The following is a 15,267-nucleotide window of genomic DNA, read 5'->3' on the forward strand; positions in this document are numbered from 1 at the left end:
CGACCGCGTGGCCGGCGATGCTTGCCTGCGCGCAGACGGTGGCCGGGCCGTAGAGCGACTTGAATTCGAGCAGGGAAGCATCGTCCGCGAGGCGAAGCATGATCTCGCGGGAGTCGACGGGTTCGCGGAGGTTCAGCGGCATGAGGGAGAGGAGGTCCTCCCGTGCACCCTCACCCCCACCCTCTCCCACAAGCGGGAGAGGGAGCGAACTCCCCGGCTGTGACTCCCTCTCCCGCTTGCGGGAGAGGGTTGGGGTGAGGGCCAGCCGCCCCACCACATCCCGCGCGATCCCCAGCGCCTCCCGATCATCCCCGGCCAGGTACTCGCCCAATCCGGAGACGCTGGCATGCATCTCCGCCCCACCCAGTTCCTCCTCGCTCGCGACTTCGCCCGTGGCGGCCTGCAGCAGCGGCGGCCCGGCGAGGAACGCGCGCGAGCGGCCGCGCACCAGGATCACGATGTCGCTCAGCCCCGGCAGGTAGGCACCGCCGGCCGTGCCGGATCCGTGCTGCACGGTGAGCACCGGAATGCCCGCAGCCGACAGGCGCGCGAGGTTGCGAAACAGCGCGCCGCCCTGCACGAAGTCCTCCACGCGATAGCGCATCAGGTTGGCGCCCGCGCTTTCCACCAGGTGCACAAAGGGCAGGCGCTGCTGCAACGCGATCTCCTGCACGCGCAGCATCTTCTGCAGCCCCATGGGCTGGAGCGCGCCGGCCTCGATGCCGGAGTCGCTGGCCACGACCATGCAGCGCACGCCACGGACGAAGCCGATGCCGGCAATCACGCCGCCGCCCGGCACCGAGCTGGCGGCATCCGTGCTGTCCTGCAGGTAGCCCGCCAGGTGGCACAGGGGCAGCCAGGGCGCGCCCGGATCCAGCAGCAGGCCGACGCGTTCGCGCGGCAGCAGTTGTCCGCGCTGTTCGAACAGCGACTGCGCCTCGGCCGAGCGGTCGGCGGCACGCTGCTCCAGCGCGCGCAGCTGCGCGATGCGCGCGAGCATGGCCTCGCGGTTCTGCTGGGATCGATCATGCGCGGAAGCCATGGCGGGGGACCATAGCAGAAGCGCGCAGGCCGCCCTACAGGGACGACGCGAGGTAGGGTGCGGTCACGCTGCCTTTCGCCTTCGCCACCTGCCGGGGCGTGCCGGACGCCACGATCCGGCCGCCCTGCACCCCGGCCCCCGGGCCCATGTCGATCACCCAGTCGCTCTGGGCAACGATGCGCATCTCGTGTTCGACCACGACCACCGTGTTGCCCTCGTCCACCAGCCGCTGCAGTTGCGCCATCAGGCGATCGGCGTCGGCCGCGTGCAAGCCGGTGGTGGGCTCGTCCAGCACGTACAAGGTGTCGCCGCGATGCATGCGCTGCAGCTCGGTAGCCAGCTTGATGCGCTGCGCCTCGCCGCCCGAGAGCTCGGTGGCCGGCTGGCCCAGGCGCAGGTAGCCGAGCCCGATGTCCTGCAGGACCTGCAGCGGGCGCAGCACGGCGGGCTCTGCGGCGAAGAAGTCCACGGCTTCTTCGACCGTCAGACGCAGCACGTCGGCGATGCTCTTGCCGTGCCACAGGATCTCGAGCGTCTGCGGGTTGTAGCGGGCGCCGTGGCAGTCCGGACAGGGCGCGTACACGCTGGGCATGAACAGCAGTTCGACCGAGACGAAGCCCTCGCCCTCGCAGGTGTCGCAGCGGCCCTTGGCCACGTTGAAGGAGAAGCGGCCCGGGTCGTAGCGCCGCTTGCGCGCCGCCGGCGTGGCCGCGAACAGCTTGCGCACCGTGTCGAACAGGCCGGTGTAGGTGGCGAGGTTGGAGCGCGGCGTGCGGCCGATCGGTTTCTGGTCCACCTGCACCAGGCGCCGGATCGCACCGGTGTCGCCCGCCAGGCGGCCCGACCAGTTGCCGTCGGCGGCATCGGGCTCCAGCAGTTCGTCGGCCTCTTCCTCGGCGCCGGGCAAGTCGCTGCCCAGATGCTGGGCGACCAGCTCCAGCAAGGCGCGCGTGACCAGCGTCGACTTGCCCGAGCCGGAGACGCCGGTCACTGCCGTCATGCAGCCCAGGGGAAAGGCCGCATCCAGGCCCTGCAGGTTGTTGCGCGTGACGCGTTCCAGCCGCAGCCAGCCACGGGGTTCGCGCGCGGGCCGGGGCGGCATCCACACCTCGCCGAACAGGTGGCGGCGGGTCTGCGATTCCTCCACGTGCGCCAGGCCCGCGGGCGGACCGCTGTACAAGACGCGGCCACCGCGCTCGCCGGCGGCCGGGCCGACGTCGACCAGCCAGTCGGCCTCGCGCATCAGCGAGAGGTCGTGCTCCACGACGAACACCGAGTTGCCGCTGGCCTTCAGCCGCCGCAGCGCTGCCAGCAGTGCCTCGCCATCGGCGGGATGCAGGCCGGCCGAAGGTTCGTCCAGCACGTAGATCACGCCGAAAAGCTGCGAGCCCAGTTGCGTAGCCAGGCGCAAGCGCTGCAGCTCGCCCGGCGACAGCGTCGGCGTGCTGCGCGCCAGCGAGAGATAGCCCAGCCCCAGCTCCTGCAACGTGTGCAGGCGCGCCAGGATGTCGTGCGCGAGCCGCTGCGCCGCGATGCGCTTTTCTTCGGAGAGTCCGCCGGTGAGGCGCACATCGGGCGCGGCCGCATGCGACGCGCCGCCCTGCGCCACCCGCGCGTCGGTGGCGCGCTGCGTCTGGGCCCGCGAGAGCCGGTCACCGGCCGCGGCCACGTCCTGCAATCGCCCTTCGGCGGCGGGCCGCAGGATCGGCACGACCTCCTCGATCGGCAGCTGCGCCAGCGCGCCGATGTCGTGGCCGGCGAAGGTCACGCTCAGCGCCTCCGGCTTCAGGCGCTTGCCGGCGCAGACCGGGCACAGCGCGCCGACCATGAACTGCGCCACGCGCTTCTTCATCATCGCGCTTTGCGTGCTCGCGAAGGTGTGCAGCACGTAGTTGCGCGCGCTGGTGAAGGTGCCCATGTACGCGGGCTCCGTCTTGCTGCGCAGGGCAGCCTTGGTTTCCCTCGGCGTGAAACCGGGATAGACCGGCACCGTCGGGGTCTCGTCGGTGAACAGGATCCAGTCGCGCAGCTTGCGGGGCAGCTCGCGCCAGGGGCGGTCGACGTCGTGGCCGAGGGACACCAGGATGTCGCGCAGGTTCTGCCCGTGCCAGGCGGGCGGCCAGGCGGCGATGGCGCGCTCGCGGATCGAGAGCGAATCGTCCGGGACCATCGAGGCCTCGGTGGCGTCGTACACGCGACCCTGGCCGTGGCAATGCGGACAGGCGCCCTGCGGCGTGTTGGGAGAGAAGTCCTCCGCATACAGCATGGGCTGCCCGGGCGGATAGTGGCCCACGCGCGAATAGAGCATGCGCAGCAGGCTGGAGAGCGTCGTGACACTCCCCACGGAGGAGCGCGTGCTGGGCGCGCCGCGCTGCTGCTGCAGGGCGACTGCGGGCGGCAGGCCATCGATGGAATCGACGTCGGGTACGCCCGCCTGGTCGATCAGCCGGCGGGCATAGGGCGACACCGATTCGAGATAGCGCCGCTGCGCCTCGGCATAGATGGTGCCGAAGGCGAGCGAGGACTTGCCCGAGCCCGAAACGCCGCTGAACACCACCAGCGCGTCGCGTGGCACGTCGACATCGACGTCCTGCAGGTTGTGCTCGCGCGCCCCCCGCACGCGCACGAAGCCGTGCCCGCGAGCGGGTGGGGAACCGTCTTGTTTTTCTTCGGCGGGCGCACTGCCCTTGCTGTCCCTGGCCATGCAGACACGGTAGAGCCATGCAGCTCACGCTCTCGTGGGACACGGCTGAAATTTCCTGTCGGCCATGACGAATGACCTTGCCGCTGCGCGGCGAACGACAAATGACAAAATCGGTCATCGGCGTCTTTTCGTCATTGCCGCGAAGCGAAGTCATTGAGATCCCGGCGGACGGCAAGCCGCCGTTCTACATGGGCAAGTGCATGACGTGGGCCTTCGACGGGGCGGTCGTGCAAAGAACGGCGCCGCAGTTTTATCGGGCGAAGGAAAACAAGTAGGGTGGGATGCGCGCAGCGCACCCCACCATGGGCCGTGCGGTGGGGTGCGCTGCGCGCATCCCACCCTACAACGACAGCGCGTCCGCCCGCTGTCGCAAGAATTCCCGCTCCCGCTCGTTTCCGGCCAGCGCGGCGGCCGCCAGGAATTCGGCGCGCGCTTCATCACGCCGGCCGAGCTTCTCCAACAGATCCCCCCGCACACTCGGCAGCCATTGATAGCGCCGCAGCGATGCTTGCGTGCGCAAGCGATCGACGATGACCAGCGCCGCCGCCGGGCCTTCAGCCATTGCCACCGCCACGGCACGATTGAGCTCGATCACCGGCGAGGGCGCGACCTCCGCCAGCGTGGCATAGAGCGCGGCGATCGCCTTCCAGTCGGTCTCGGCGCTGCTGCGCGAGCGGGCATGGCAGGCCGCGATGGCCGCCTGCAGCGCATAGACCCCGCGCTCGCCGCCCAAGGAGTGCGCCTTCTCCAGCGCGGCCAGCCCGCGGCGGATCAACAGCGGATCCCAGCGGCCGCGGTCCTGGTCGGCCAGCAGGATGGGGCGGCCCTCGGCGTCGGTGCGCGCGTTCATGCGCGAGGCCTGCAGTTCCAGCAGCGCCAGCAGGCCATGCACCTCCGGCTCGCGCGCCGCGATACCGGCCAGCATGCGGCCCAGGCGCAGGGCCTCCTGCGCGAGTTCGGGCCGCATCCAGTCGTTGCCCGCCGTCGCCGTGTAGCCCTCGTTGAAAACCAGGTAGACCACCTCCAGCACCGAGGCGAGCCGCTGCTGCAGCTCCGCGCCGCGGGGCACTTCGTACGGCACCTTGGACTCGCTGAGCGTGCGCTTGGCCCGCACGATGCGCTGCGCGATCGTGGGCTCCGGCACGAGGTAGGCACGGGCGATCTCGTGCGTCGTGAGGCCGCCCAGGAGCTTGAGCGTGAGCGCGACCCGCGCCTCCATCGACAGGAGCGGATGGCAGGCGGTGAAGATCAGCCGCAGCAGGTCGTCGCCGATGTCGTCTTGCCGCGCGGCATCGAGCGCGTCGACGAAGTCCGGCACCACCAGCGCCTCCTGCGCCTCGAGATCGAGGCCCAGCTCCTCGAGCTTGGCGCCGCGCAGCTTGGCCAGGCGCAGGTGGTCGAGGGCGCGATTCTTCGCGGTGGTCATCAGCCACGCACCGGGCCTGTCGGGGATGCCGTCGCGCGGCCAGTGCTCCAGCGCCGCGACCAGCGCGTCCTGCGCCAGTTCCTCGGCCACGCCGACGTCGCGCACCATGCGCGCGACCACGGCGACGATGCGCGCCGCGTCGATGCGCCAGACCGCGGCGATCGCCTGGTGGGTGGCCGAGTGCATCTCAGTGCGGTGGCGCCGCGTTCGGGTCCATCCACGTCAGCTCCCAGAGGTGGCCGTCCGGGTCCTCGAAGCCGTGGGCGTACATGAAGCCGTGGTCCTGCGGCGCGTTGGGCGCGGTGCCGCCGGCGGCCAGCGCCTTCTTCACCAGGTCGTCCACCTCGGCGCGGCTCTCGCACGAGAGGCAGACCAGCACCTCGGTGGTGGCCTTCGCATCGGCGATGCGCTTCTTGATGAAGCTCTGGAAGAAGGGCTCCACCAGCAGCATCACGAAGATGTCTTCGGCCACCACCATGCAGGCGCCCTGGTCGTTGGTGAACTGCGGATTGAAGGAGAAGCCGAGCGCGGTGAAGAACGCCTTGGCGCGCTCCATGTCACGGATCGGCAGGTTGACGAAGATTTTGCGGGACATGGGGTTTTCCTTACTTGAGGCCGATCTGCTCGAACCGTTCCTGGGTTGCCGGCGCTACCAGGCCGGCGAAGTCTTCCAGCTCGTAGATCTGCCGCACCTCGATGTGGCAGGCGACGCCTTCGCCGATCGGATTGGGGAAGCGCTTCGACCACTCGATGGCCTCGTCGCGCGTGCGGGTCTGGATCAGCGTGTAGCCGGCGATCAGTTCCTTGCTCTCGGCAAAGGGGCCGTCGACGACGGAGCGCTTGCCGCCTTCGTACTGCACACGCCAGCCCTTGCTGCTCGGTTGCAGGCCGGCGGCGTCCAGCAGCGCCCCGGCGCGCGCGAGTTCCTCGTGGTAGGCGGCCATCGCCTGGAACAGCGGCTCGGGGTTGGGCGGAAAGCGGGCGGCTTCGCTGTCGGGCGTGGCCTTGACGATGATCATGAAACGCATGACGTGCTCCTTCGCGGGGCGGTTGGCAAAGCGGCGGACTTGCCGCTTCTGCAGCCACGACGAACGAGCCGGCGCGGAATCGACATCGCCCGTTCACGCAGGCGCCAGGACGCCAGGCGCCTAGAGGTAGCAGGGTGCGGTCTCACGCACCTCGACGGTCGCCCATTCGGCGGCCGGACAGGCCTGCGCGATCGCCAGGGCCTCCTCGCGGGTGCGGCAATTCAGCAGGAAGAAGCCGCCGACCATTTCCTTGGCCTCGGCAAAGGGCCCGTCCAGCACCTGGGCGCGGCCACCGCGCACCTGCACGCGGGAGCCCTTTTGCTGCGACTCGAGCGACTCGACCGCCAGCAGCTTGCCCTGCTTCTTCAGGTCCTCGGAGAAGTCGACCATGCGCCGGAACACGGCTTCGCCCTCCGTGCGCGTGCGCGTGCCGCGCTGGGCGGGGTCTTCGACAATGAGGAGCATGAAGGACATGCGGGGATGATAGGTGCGGTCGGGGTGCGGAGGCAAACGCGGCGACAGAGGGAGTCACTCCATTCACGCCCGCACCCGCGTCAACATCTTCCCGAGCACCGCCAGCGCCGCGATCACGTAGGCCAGTGCCGCCGGCACCCACATGATCAAGCCGCCCAGTTGCTGGTCGTCGACCGGGTCCATGCCCAGGGCTCCGGTCAGCGGGATATACGGCGAGTACCACGGCGTGGGCGCCAGGCTCAGAAGCGCGCCGAGCGCGCTCGTGTGCATCATCGTGGTGAAGAGATAGGCCGCCGAGTGACCCGGCCCGTAGCGGCCGCGCGGATCGTGCCCCAGCACCGACCACCAGAAGAACAAGGCCGTGCCCAGGAAGGAGACGTGCTGCGCAATGTGCACCGCCTCGTTCTGCAGCGCCGCGTCGAACAGCGTGGGAATGTGCCAGGCCCACAGCGCCAGCGCGTGCAGCGCCCAGGCGACCAGCGGGTCGGTCAGCGTCGACCAGAAGCCGACCCAGCCCCGTCGCTGAAACAGCCGTCCCACCACGCGTCTTTGCGCCGGCGTCAGCGCCCAGGTCCACGTGGCCAGCGGCCGCCCGAGCACCAGCAGCGGCGCCGCCAGCACCATCAGCAGTTCGTGCTGCAGCATGTGCGCCGAGAACAGGCGGCCACCCAGCGGATCGAGCGGACTCACCAGCGCGATCACCAGCGACAGCCAGCCGAGCGCGAAGGCCCCGGCCTGCTGCGGCGAGACGCCGCGACGGCCGCCGGCGTTGGTCCACAGCCGGTGCAGTCCGAGCGCATAGCCGAATCCCGACAACCCGAGCAGGAACAGCAGCCAGGGCGCGAGATCCCACTGCCACAGCGAGGCCGCAACCGGCAGGTCCTGCGGCACATGGGCATGGGCGCAGGCGGCGGCCAGCAAGGCCGCCAGCGCGATGATCAGGGCAGGCACGGGGACAGCACCCACAGCGCGAACCACATGGCCAGGATGACCAGCGCCGACAGCGATGCGACGGCCAAGGCGCAGCTGCCGAGAAAGCGCCCCGGCACCGCGCCGTGCGCCTCGTCGCTGTCGTGCGAAGTCGGCTCGCCGCGGCGCAGCGAGGACTCGCCGAAGGCCACCACCGCCATCACCAGCACCACGGCCAGCGCCACCGCCGCGGCCAGGTGCAGCTCCAGGCGCGTCTGCGCGCTGCACGCCGGCGTCACCATCGAATACAGCGTGCTCTGCGCCGCCAGGACGACGGTCGGCGCCAGCACCAGGGCGATCACGCTCTTGCGGCTCATGTCGTGCGCGCTCCCCAGTAGATGACCAGGTAGATCGGGACCCAGGTCGCCACGACGAAGTACCAGTAGAACGAGTTCTCGCTGACGTCGACGTAGCGCTTGCCATCCAGCGGGCCGGTGAAGAACAGCACGGTCAGCACGATCGTGTCGATCAGGTCGGTGACGATGTGCGTCGTGTGCAGCCCGAGCAGCAGCCACACCAGCGAGCCGTAGGCATTGCTGTCCCAGCGCGTGTTGAGCGTCGCGAACTCCATGACCCGGATGGCGCAGAACATCACGCCGAAGACGCAGCTCACGGACAGCCAGATCTGCGCCGACCGCAGCTTCCTGTCCTCGCCTGCCTTCTTGGCCAGGTGCGCCGGCACGAAACTCACCAGCATCACGGCCAGGTTGAGCGTGCCCCACAGCAGGTCGGGCGGCGGCGCGGTGATCGGCCAGGTCTCCTGGTGGCTGCGCAGGTAGAAGTAGCACATCACCGCCAGCGCGAACACCGTGCCCTCGATCGCCATCATGCCCAGCGTGCCCCACCACATCAGGCTGCGGTGCCCGTACACCACGGTGGGCAGTTCGCGCACGTCGAGGGCGTTGCCGGTGACCACGGATTCGTTCATGCCAGCTTCTCCAGCGCCAGTTCCTCCGCCGACTCGCGCTGGTCCGGCCAGAACCAGGCGATCAGCGTCACCGCGACCAGCACGGAGCCCCACACCATCGCCCAGGGCGTGAAGATCGAGGCGATGAAGAACACGGTGGTCGCGACCGCCGCCAGGAACGGCCAGGGCGTGGAATCCGGGAACATCATGCGGGCGTCCGGCTTCGCCTCGGCCACGGTGGTGCTGAGTGCCTCGCGCAGATCCGCAGCCAGCCCGGCGACGTGGTCCGGCGCGCCGGCGGGGACGCCCTGCCAGAGCGGATCGCGTCCGTGCACCACCGGGAGCACCGGGAAGTTGCACATGCGCGGGGGCGACTCGGTCGCCCACTCGAGCGTGCCGGCGCCCCAGGGGTCGGGGCCCGCCAGCTGGCCGTGGCGCGCGCTGCGCACCGCGTTGACCAGCGTGAGCAAGACGCCGATCGCCAGCGTGAGCGCCCCCACCGTGGCCAGCAGGTTCAGGTTGCCCCAGCCCATCTCCGCCGGGTAGCTGTACACGCGCCGCGGCATCCCCTTGAGCCCGAGCAGGTGCATGGGGAAGAAGGCAACGTTGAAGCCGACGAACATCAGCCAGAAGCTCCAGCGCCCGAGCGGCTCGGACATCAGGCGGCCGACGAACTTCGGGTACCAGTAGTACAAGGCGCCGAACAGCGGGAACACCGCGCCCCCGAGCAGCACGTAGTGCAGGTGCGCCACCACGAAGTAGCTGTCGTGGACCTGCGAGTCGAGCGAAACCGAGGCCAGCATCAGTCCGGTCATGCCGCCGATGATCAGGATCACGAAGAAGGACAGCACGTAGTACAGCGGCACCTTGAAGTTCAGGCGGCCGGTCCACAGCGTCGCGATCCAGCAGAAGATCTGGGTCGCCGTGGGAATGGCGATCAGCATGCTGGCCGCGGTGAAGAAGGTCTTGCCCAGCTCCGGCACGTTGGTGGCGAACATGTGGTGCACCCACAGGCCGAAGGACAGGAAGCCGGTGGCGATGATGGACAGCACCATCGCCGTGTAGCCGAACATGGGCCGCCGCGCGAACGTGGGGATCATCGCCGACATGAAGCCCAGGCCGGGGATGAAGATCATGTAGACCTCGGGGTGGCCGAAGAACCAGAACAGGTGCTGCCACAGCAGCACGTCGCCGCCCTCGCCCGGGTTGTAGAAGTGGGTGGCCACCAGCCGGTCCAGGATCAGCAATGTGCTGGCCAGCGCCACCGCCGGCATCGCGAACATGATCATGAAGGCCACGACCAGCATGGCCCACACGTACAGCGGGATGCGGTTCAAGGTCATGCCCGGCGCCCGCATCTTGAACACCGTGCAGATGATGATCACCGCATCGAGCAGCGCCGATACCTCGGTGAACGTGATCATCTGCGCCCAGAAGTCGCTGCGCTTGCCGGCACCGTAGGCCGGCCCCGCCAGCGGCACGTACGAGAACCAGCCGGCGTCCGGGCCCGAGTTGAACGCGAACACCGCGTACAGCATGATCCCCCCGAACAGGAAGATCCAGTACGAGTACGCGGTCAGGCGCGGGAAGGCGGTGGAGCGCGCGCCCACCATCAGCGGCACCAGGTAGATGGCCACGGCCTGCATCACCGGCACGGCGAACAGGAACATCATGGTCGTGCCATGCATGGTGAAGACCTGGTTGTACAGGTCCGGCCCCATCAGCGTGTTGCCCGGGCGGGCCAGCTGCATGCGCATGGAGGCGGCCAGCAGCCCGCCAAGGGCGAAGAACACCAGGCAGGTCACCAGGAAGCGCTTGCCGATCGCCTTGTGGTTGATGGCGCAGAACCAGCCGAAGAAGCCGGGCGGATCGGACCAGGTCGCGTCCAGCACCCGCACCACGACCTCGCCCCCGGCGAGTCCGTCCTTGGTGCTGCCCCGATACGGATGCGGCTCCTCGCCGCGCGGTCCTTTCCTCATTGGAGCGTCCCCAGGTAGGCCACCAGCGCCGCGAGGTCGGCACCGGACAGCGGATTGGCCGGCATGTTGGTGCCCGGCTTGTGCTTTTGCGGATCGGCGATCCAGCTCGCCAGGTTGGCCGGCGTGTTGGGCAGCGTGCCGGCCGCGAGGGTGCGGCGGCTCGCCACGTGCGTGAGGTCGGGGCCGGTGCGGGCGCCGGCGATCGTGCCCTGGACCGCATGGCACATCGCGCAGCTCACCGACTGGAACAGCATCTTGCCGCGCTGCGCGGTCGCATCGCCGGGTTCGCCTGGCGGCTTCAATTGCAGCTGGCGCCACTGCTCGTATTCAGCCGCCGGTTGCGCCTGCACCTCGAAGGCCATGAAGGCGTGCTGGAAGCCGCAGAACTCCGCGCACTGCCCGCGGTAGATCCCCGGCTGGTCCGCCTGGAAGGTCATGGTCGCCGTGCGGCCCGGGATCAGGTCGCGCTTGCCCGCGAGGCTGGGCACCCACAGGCTGTGGATCACGTCGTCGGCATTGAGCCGCACCACCACCGGGCGGCCCACGGGCACGTGGATCTCGTTGGCCGTCTCGAAGGTCTCGCTGACCGGTCCGTTGACGTACTTCACCGACCACCACCACTGGTGCGCGGTGACCTCGATGTTGATCGCGTTCTTCAGCGGCAGGCGCGCCAGCGCGCGGTCGGTGAACACGCTGGCCGCCAGCAGCACCAGCAGCCCGAGGACGGCGAGCGTGACGGCCGTGGCCACCGTGCGATGCAGGCGCGGCTCGGGCACGTTGACCGTGCTCAGGTCCGGCGGCTCCTGCGTGTGGATGCGCGGCGCACGCCGCACCGCCAGCACCAGCGCCACCAGCACCAGGGCGAACACCACGGTGCAGATGACGAGGAAGATGTTCCACAGGCTGGCGATGTGGCCCGCCTGCGGTCCCCAGGCCTGCAGCATGTCGTGGACGCCGGGGTTCATCGCACCTCCCAGGTCTGTTCGGCCTTCGAGTCGCCCTTCTGGATGGCCGGCTGCGGCGAGCGGAAGTTCTCCGGCTTGCCGGGATAGAGCGAGTCGCCGCGCGAGGGCGCGACATCGCTGCGCACGCCGCCGCCCATGGAGCGCACGTAGGCGACGATCTTCCAGACCTGGTCTTCGGGGATGTGGCCGCCGAAGGAAGGCATGCCGTTCGGCCGCCCCTGCATGATGCTGGCGAAGATGTTGGCCGGCTCGCTGCCGTACACCCAGGCGCTGTCCATCAGCGGCGGGCCGATGCCGCCGCCGCCGTTGAAATGGCAGCCCGAGCAGTTGTACCAGCGGAACAGGCGCTTGCCTTCGTTGACGGCATAGGCGTTGTCGTCGTACATGCTGATGTTCTTCTCGGCACTGCGCACGTAGCCGCTGAGGGCCATCGCCGGCTGGTTCAGGCTTTCGCGCACCGAGGACGCGTTGACGCTCTGGTTCTGGATCTCCGCCTGGAAGTGGCGCTCCTCGCGCTCGCAGCCGGCAAGCGCCAGCGAGGCCACCAGCAGCAGGGACAGGGCATGGCTCATGGCGCCTTCTCCTCCACGCGCGGCACGCCGTACTCGTCGAGGATGCCGACGATGTCGCCGCGCCGGCGCACGAGAAAGTCGTCGAGCCGGTCGCGCAGTTGCGTGTCGCCGCGCCGCACGCCCATGGCGATGGCGAAGGTGAAGGGCTGGCCCGGCAGCGTCGCCGGCGGCGCCAGCACATGCAGTTGCAGCGGGCGGCCGGCGCGCTGCATGTAATAGCCGGCCTGCGGCCCCCAGACGAAGGCCGCATCGAGCTCGCCGCGCGCCAGCGCCTGCACCATGCGCGCGGCGGCGGGCTGCTCGCCGGGAAGCGGGAAGCCCACCACGTTGCGCGTGGCCCCGGCCTGCATCAGCGCATGGCCGGGAGGCGTCGTGGCGAAGTCGTCGCCCATCAGTTGCACGCCGACGCGCCACTGCCGCAGGCGGGCATCGGCAAAGTCGCGCGGCACCGGCTGGCCGGCGGGCTGCACCAGCACGAAGCTGGAACGGTAATAGGGCCTGGTGTTGAGCGTGCGCTCGAACTGCACCGGCACGCCGACGATCACATCGCACAGGCCCGCGCCCAGGGTCTTGCGCACGAAGCCGCGCCGGTCCGGCAGCCAGGCGTATGCGAGCGGCAGGCCGAAATCGTCGGCCAGCAGCTGCGCGATGCGGTTCTCGAAACCGCTGCGGTCCTCGTGCGAGTACGGCAGGTTGTCGGGATCTGCGCAGACCCGCAGCGCCTCTCGCTGCGGCTCCTGTGCCGTCGGCGCGTTCGTTGCCGCCGCAAGCAATGCCAGCAACAGGAGAACGGCGCGCCTCACTTGGCCGCCCCCGGCAGCGAGAACACGTACAGGTGCCCGCCGCGTTTGGTGGCCGATGGCAGGTCGCGCATCGCCCCGATGAAGCCGAGCGCGCCGGTGGCATCGCGCGGATCCAGCCCCGCCGAGACGATGGCCCCCGACCAGCCGCCGACACCGGCCAGCACCGCGACGTACTGCTGGCCGTCCGGTGCCCGGAAGCTCACCGGCTGGCCGATGATCCCCGACTCGGTCTTGAACTGCCACAGGAGGTGGCCGTTGCGCGCATCGAGTGCCTTGAACCAGCCGTCCATGGTGCCGTAGAAGGCGACGTCGCCGGCGGTCACCAGGGCGCCGCTCCAGACCGGGAACTTCTCCTCGATGTCCCAGGCCTTGCGCTGCCGCACCGGGTCCCAGGCGGTGAAGCGCCCGCGCATGCCGCCCGGGCCCGGGTACATCTTCACCTCGGCGCCGACGAAGGGCGTGCCCGCGATGTAGCTCGCCTCGTAGGTCAGGGCGTCCTGGCACAGGTTCTGGTGCGGGATGTACAGCAGCTTCGTGCGCGGCGACCACGCGGCCGGCTGCCAGTCCTTGGCGCCCGGCGATGCGGGACAGATGCTGCGCGTGGTCTCGCCGGAGCGGGGCGCCTTCGCCGGGTTGTAGCGCAGCGCGCCGGTCTGCAGGTCGACGCCGAGCGAGGTGGTGGTGTGGACGAAGGGCGTGGCCGAAATCACCTGGCCGGTGGTGCGGTCGATGACATAGAGATAGCCGTTGCGGTCCGGCCGCAGCAGCACCTTGCGGGTCTTGCCCTGCAGGTCAAGGTCGACCACCACGCTCTCGTTGACCCCGTCATAGTCGTGCAGGTCGTGCGGGCTGGTCTGGTAGAACCACACCGCCTCGCCGGTGTCGGGCTTGCGCGCGAACAGGCCCGAGGTCCACTTGTTGTCGCCGGGGCGCTGGTCGGGGTTCCACGGCCCAGGGTTGGCCGTGCCGTAATAGATCAGGTCCAGGTCGGGGTCGTAGCTCACGAAGCCCCAGACCGTGCCGCCGCCGATGCGCCAGGCATCGCCGGGCCAGGTCTTCACGCCGAGGTCCTTGCCCTGGTCGGACTGGTACCAGGGCTTGAAGCTGGGGCCGATCAGCACGTCCTTGTCGGGGCCCGTGTTGTAGGCGCGCCAGACGATGTTGCCGGTGGCGGCGTCGAGCGCCGTGAGCCAGCCGCGCACGCCGAACTCGCCGCCGCTGTTGCCCACCAGCACCTTGCCCTTCACGATCTGGGGCGCCATGGTCATGCTCTGGCCCAGCTTGATCTCGCCGAGCTTCGTGCGCCACAGCTCCTTGCCGGTCTGGCCGTCGAGCGCGATGGTCTGATTGTCGAGCGTGTTGAAGAACAGGCGGCCGTCGGCATAGGCGCCGCCGCGATTGACCGTGTCGCAGCAGGCCACGCCCTGGGCGCTGGCCTGCGGCTTGGGATCGAACACCCACTTGAGCGGAAAGCCTTTGCGGGTCAGGTCGAAGGCGAACACCAGGTTCGGGAAGGGCCCGACCACGAACAGCGTGTTGTCCGCGACGATCGGCGCCGCCTCGTGGCCGCGGTCGAGTCCAGTGGGGAAGTGCAGGACCAGCTTGAGTTGCGCGGCATTGGCTGGCGTGATCTGCGCCAGCGGGCTGAAGCGCGTGAGGCCGGGGTCCTTGCCCGCGGTGCGCCAGTCGCCATCGTCGGCCGACTGGGCCGCGACCGCCGCGCTGAGGAACAGGGCCGCGAAGGCCCACAAGGTACGACGCAACTTCATCTCCCTGGATGACGAAGTCCCATGTTCCTGCCGCGGCGCACCGCAGCACTCCCGTGTTATCGCGCCGCCCCTGCGGCTGTGCTTTTATGCGGCGCAGTTTACACAGCCGGCACCGTTTTGGGGGCTATGTATGGATGCGCACACAACCATCAGTCGACGAAGAAGTCGGGCACGAAATTGCGCTGCCCGGGCGTGACCGAATAACGGTCGAGGTCGGTCTGGCCGTGCGCCGCCAGCAGCGTGTCGTCGACATGGAAGTTGCCCGTGTTGCGCTCGTCGCGGGCGTCGCTGGTCAGCACCAGCCAGGCGGCGTCGGCGAGGATCTCGGGCTTGCGGCAGGCCGCAATGTCGACACCGGGGATCATCTGCAGCGCGGCGGTCGCGATCGCTGTGCGCGGCCAGAGACTGTTGACGGCAATGCCATGAGCGCGGAACTCGCCGGCGTGCCCGAGGGTGCACATGCTCATCCCGTACTTGGCCATCGTGTACGCGGTGTGCGGCGCGAACCAGTGGGTCTTCATGGCCAGCGGCGGCGACATGTTCAGCACGTGCGCGTTGCGGCCGGCGGCAGCGGACTTCTTCAGTTCCGCCAGGCAGACCTGGGTGCACAGGAAGGTGCCGCGCGCGTT

At 69.5% G+C, this 15,267-nt stretch carries 15 protein-coding genes and 1 pseudogene; 1 reads left to right on the forward strand and 15 read right to left on the reverse strand.

Going from position 1 to position 15,267, the window contains the following annotated elements:
* Positions 1-1,042: carboxyl transferase domain-containing protein (locus tag JWP60_RS01940; RefSeq protein WP_299785857.1), on the reverse strand; the 1,042-nt coding region annotated here is incomplete at its 3' end.
* Between the two features lie 34 nt (positions 1,043-1,076).
* Positions 1,077-3,746: an excinuclease ABC subunit UvrA gene (locus JWP60_RS01945; RefSeq protein ID WP_299785859.1), complete on the reverse strand. Its 2,670-nt coding sequence runs from the start codon at positions 3,744-3,746 to the stop codon at positions 1,077-1,079.
* A gap of 71 nt (positions 3,747-3,817) precedes the next feature.
* On the opposite strand from JWP60_RS01945, the gene JWP60_RS01950 reads away from it, so the two are divergent.
* Complete coding sequence (locus JWP60_RS01950; protein ID WP_299785861.1) at positions 3,818-4,021, forward strand: hypothetical protein; 204 nt, start codon at positions 3,818-3,820, stop codon at positions 4,019-4,021.
* A 65-nt stretch (positions 4,022-4,086) separates the two neighbouring features.
* Here the strand turns inward: JWP60_RS01950 and JWP60_RS01955 are convergent, their stop codons facing one another.
* The 13 genes and pseudogenes from JWP60_RS01955 to JWP60_RS02015 form a co-directional block, all read right to left on the reverse strand.
* Positions 4,087-5,358, reverse strand: a complete 1,272-nt coding sequence (locus JWP60_RS01955; protein WP_299785863.1) for a DUF6596 domain-containing protein — start codon at positions 5,356-5,358, stop codon at positions 4,087-4,089.
* A gap of 1 nt (position 5,359) precedes the next feature.
* Entirely contained in the window at positions 5,360-5,767 is a 408-nt protein-coding gene (locus JWP60_RS01960) for a VOC family protein (protein WP_299785865.1), read from the reverse strand.
* Positions 5,768-5,777: 10 nt separating this feature from the next.
* A complete protein-coding gene (locus JWP60_RS01965; RefSeq protein ID WP_299785867.1) occupies positions 5,778-6,200 on the reverse strand; it encodes a YciI family protein in 423 nt (140 codons plus the stop codon).
* 120 nt (positions 6,201-6,320) lie between these two features.
* Entirely contained in the window at positions 6,321-6,674 is a 354-nt protein-coding gene (locus JWP60_RS01970) for a YciI family protein (RefSeq protein ID WP_299785869.1), read from the reverse strand.
* A 63-nt stretch (positions 6,675-6,737) separates the two neighbouring features.
* Positions 6,738-7,625 (reverse strand): cytochrome c oxidase assembly protein, encoded by an 888-nt coding sequence (locus JWP60_RS01975; protein WP_299785871.1) that lies wholly within the window; start codon positions 7,623-7,625, stop codon positions 6,738-6,740.
* On the reverse strand, positions 7,613-7,960 hold the full coding sequence (locus tag JWP60_RS01980; protein ID WP_299785873.1) for a hypothetical protein: 348 nt from the start codon (positions 7,958-7,960) through the stop codon (positions 7,613-7,615). The genes JWP60_RS01975 and JWP60_RS01980 overlap by 13 nt, the downstream gene beginning before the upstream one ends.
* Positions 7,957-8,571, reverse strand: coding sequence for a cytochrome c oxidase subunit 3 (locus tag JWP60_RS01985; RefSeq protein WP_299785875.1), 615 nt, complete (start codon positions 8,569-8,571; stop codon positions 7,957-7,959). Before JWP60_RS01985 ends, JWP60_RS01980 begins: the two co-directional genes overlap by 4 nt.
* Positions 8,568-10,529, reverse strand: a complete 1,962-nt coding sequence (gene ctaD, locus JWP60_RS01990) for a cytochrome c oxidase subunit I (protein ID WP_299785877.1) — start codon at positions 10,527-10,529, stop codon at positions 8,568-8,570. The genes JWP60_RS01985 and ctaD overlap by 4 nt, the downstream gene beginning before the upstream one ends.
* The gene (gene coxB / locus JWP60_RS01995) at positions 10,526-11,494 is read right to left on the reverse strand and encodes a cytochrome c oxidase subunit II (RefSeq protein WP_299785879.1); all 969 of its coding nucleotides are present in this window, start codon (positions 11,492-11,494) and stop codon (positions 10,526-10,528) included. The genes ctaD and coxB overlap by 4 nt, the downstream gene beginning before the upstream one ends.
* Positions 11,491-12,066, reverse strand: coding sequence for a cytochrome c (locus tag JWP60_RS02000; RefSeq protein WP_299785881.1), 576 nt, complete (start codon positions 12,064-12,066; stop codon positions 11,491-11,493). Before JWP60_RS02000 ends, coxB begins: the two co-directional genes overlap by 4 nt.
* Entirely contained in the window at positions 12,063-12,869 is an 807-nt protein-coding gene (locus JWP60_RS02005) for a quinoprotein dehydrogenase-associated putative ABC transporter substrate-binding protein (protein WP_299785883.1), read from the reverse strand. The genes JWP60_RS02000 and JWP60_RS02005 overlap by 4 nt, the downstream gene beginning before the upstream one ends.
* Entirely contained in the window at positions 12,866-14,638 is a 1,773-nt protein-coding gene (locus JWP60_RS02010; RefSeq protein WP_299785885.1) for a methanol/ethanol family PQQ-dependent dehydrogenase, read from the reverse strand. Before JWP60_RS02010 ends, JWP60_RS02005 begins: the two co-directional genes overlap by 4 nt.
* A gap of 149 nt (positions 14,639-14,787) precedes the next feature.
* Positions 14,788-15,267 (reverse strand): annotated as a pseudogene (locus tag JWP60_RS02015) (short chain dehydrogenase); the annotation flags it as partial.

It is taken from the genome of Ramlibacter sp. (genome assembly GCF_028291745.1).
Classification (GTDB): Bacteria; Pseudomonadota; Gammaproteobacteria; order Burkholderiales; family Burkholderiaceae_C; genus Ramlibacter.

Coding starts and splice junctions, on each gene's coding strand:
- JWP60_RS02010 (WP_299785885.1), bottom strand. CDS start 14,638: ATGAAGTTGCGTCGTACCTTGTGGGCCTTCGCGGCCCTGTTCCTCAGC.
- JWP60_RS01965 (WP_299785867.1), bottom strand. CDS start 6,200: ATGCGTTTCATGATCATCGTCAAGGCCACGCCCGACAGCGAAGCCGCC.
- JWP60_RS02000 (WP_299785881.1), bottom strand. CDS start 12,066: ATGAGCCATGCCCTGTCCCTGCTGCTGGTGGCCTCGCTGGCGCTTGCC.
- JWP60_RS01960 (WP_299785865.1), bottom strand. CDS start 5,767: ATGTCCCGCAAAATCTTCGTCAACCTGCCGATCCGTGACATGGAGCGC.
- coxB (WP_299785879.1), bottom strand. CDS start 11,494: ATGAACCCCGGCGTCCACGACATGCTGCAGGCCTGGGGACCGCAGGCG.
- JWP60_RS01950 (WP_299785861.1), top strand. CDS start 3,818: ATGACCTTGCCGCTGCGCGGCGAACGACAAATGACAAAATCGGTCATC.
- JWP60_RS01955 (WP_299785863.1), bottom strand. CDS start 5,358: ATGCACTCGGCCACCCACCAGGCGATCGCCGCGGTCTGGCGCATCGAC.
- JWP60_RS01985 (WP_299785875.1), bottom strand. CDS start 8,571: ATGAACGAATCCGTGGTCACCGGCAACGCCCTCGACGTGCGCGAACTG.
- JWP60_RS01970 (WP_299785869.1), bottom strand. CDS start 6,674: ATGTCCTTCATGCTCCTCATTGTCGAAGACCCCGCCCAGCGCGGCACG.
- ctaD (WP_299785877.1), bottom strand. CDS start 10,529: ATGAGGAAAGGACCGCGCGGCGAGGAGCCGCATCCGTATCGGGGCAGC.
- JWP60_RS01945 (WP_299785859.1), bottom strand. CDS start 3,746: ATGGCCAGGGACAGCAAGGGCAGTGCGCCCGCCGAAGAAAAACAAGAC.
- JWP60_RS01980 (WP_299785873.1), bottom strand. CDS start 7,960: ATGAGCCGCAAGAGCGTGATCGCCCTGGTGCTGGCGCCGACCGTCGTC.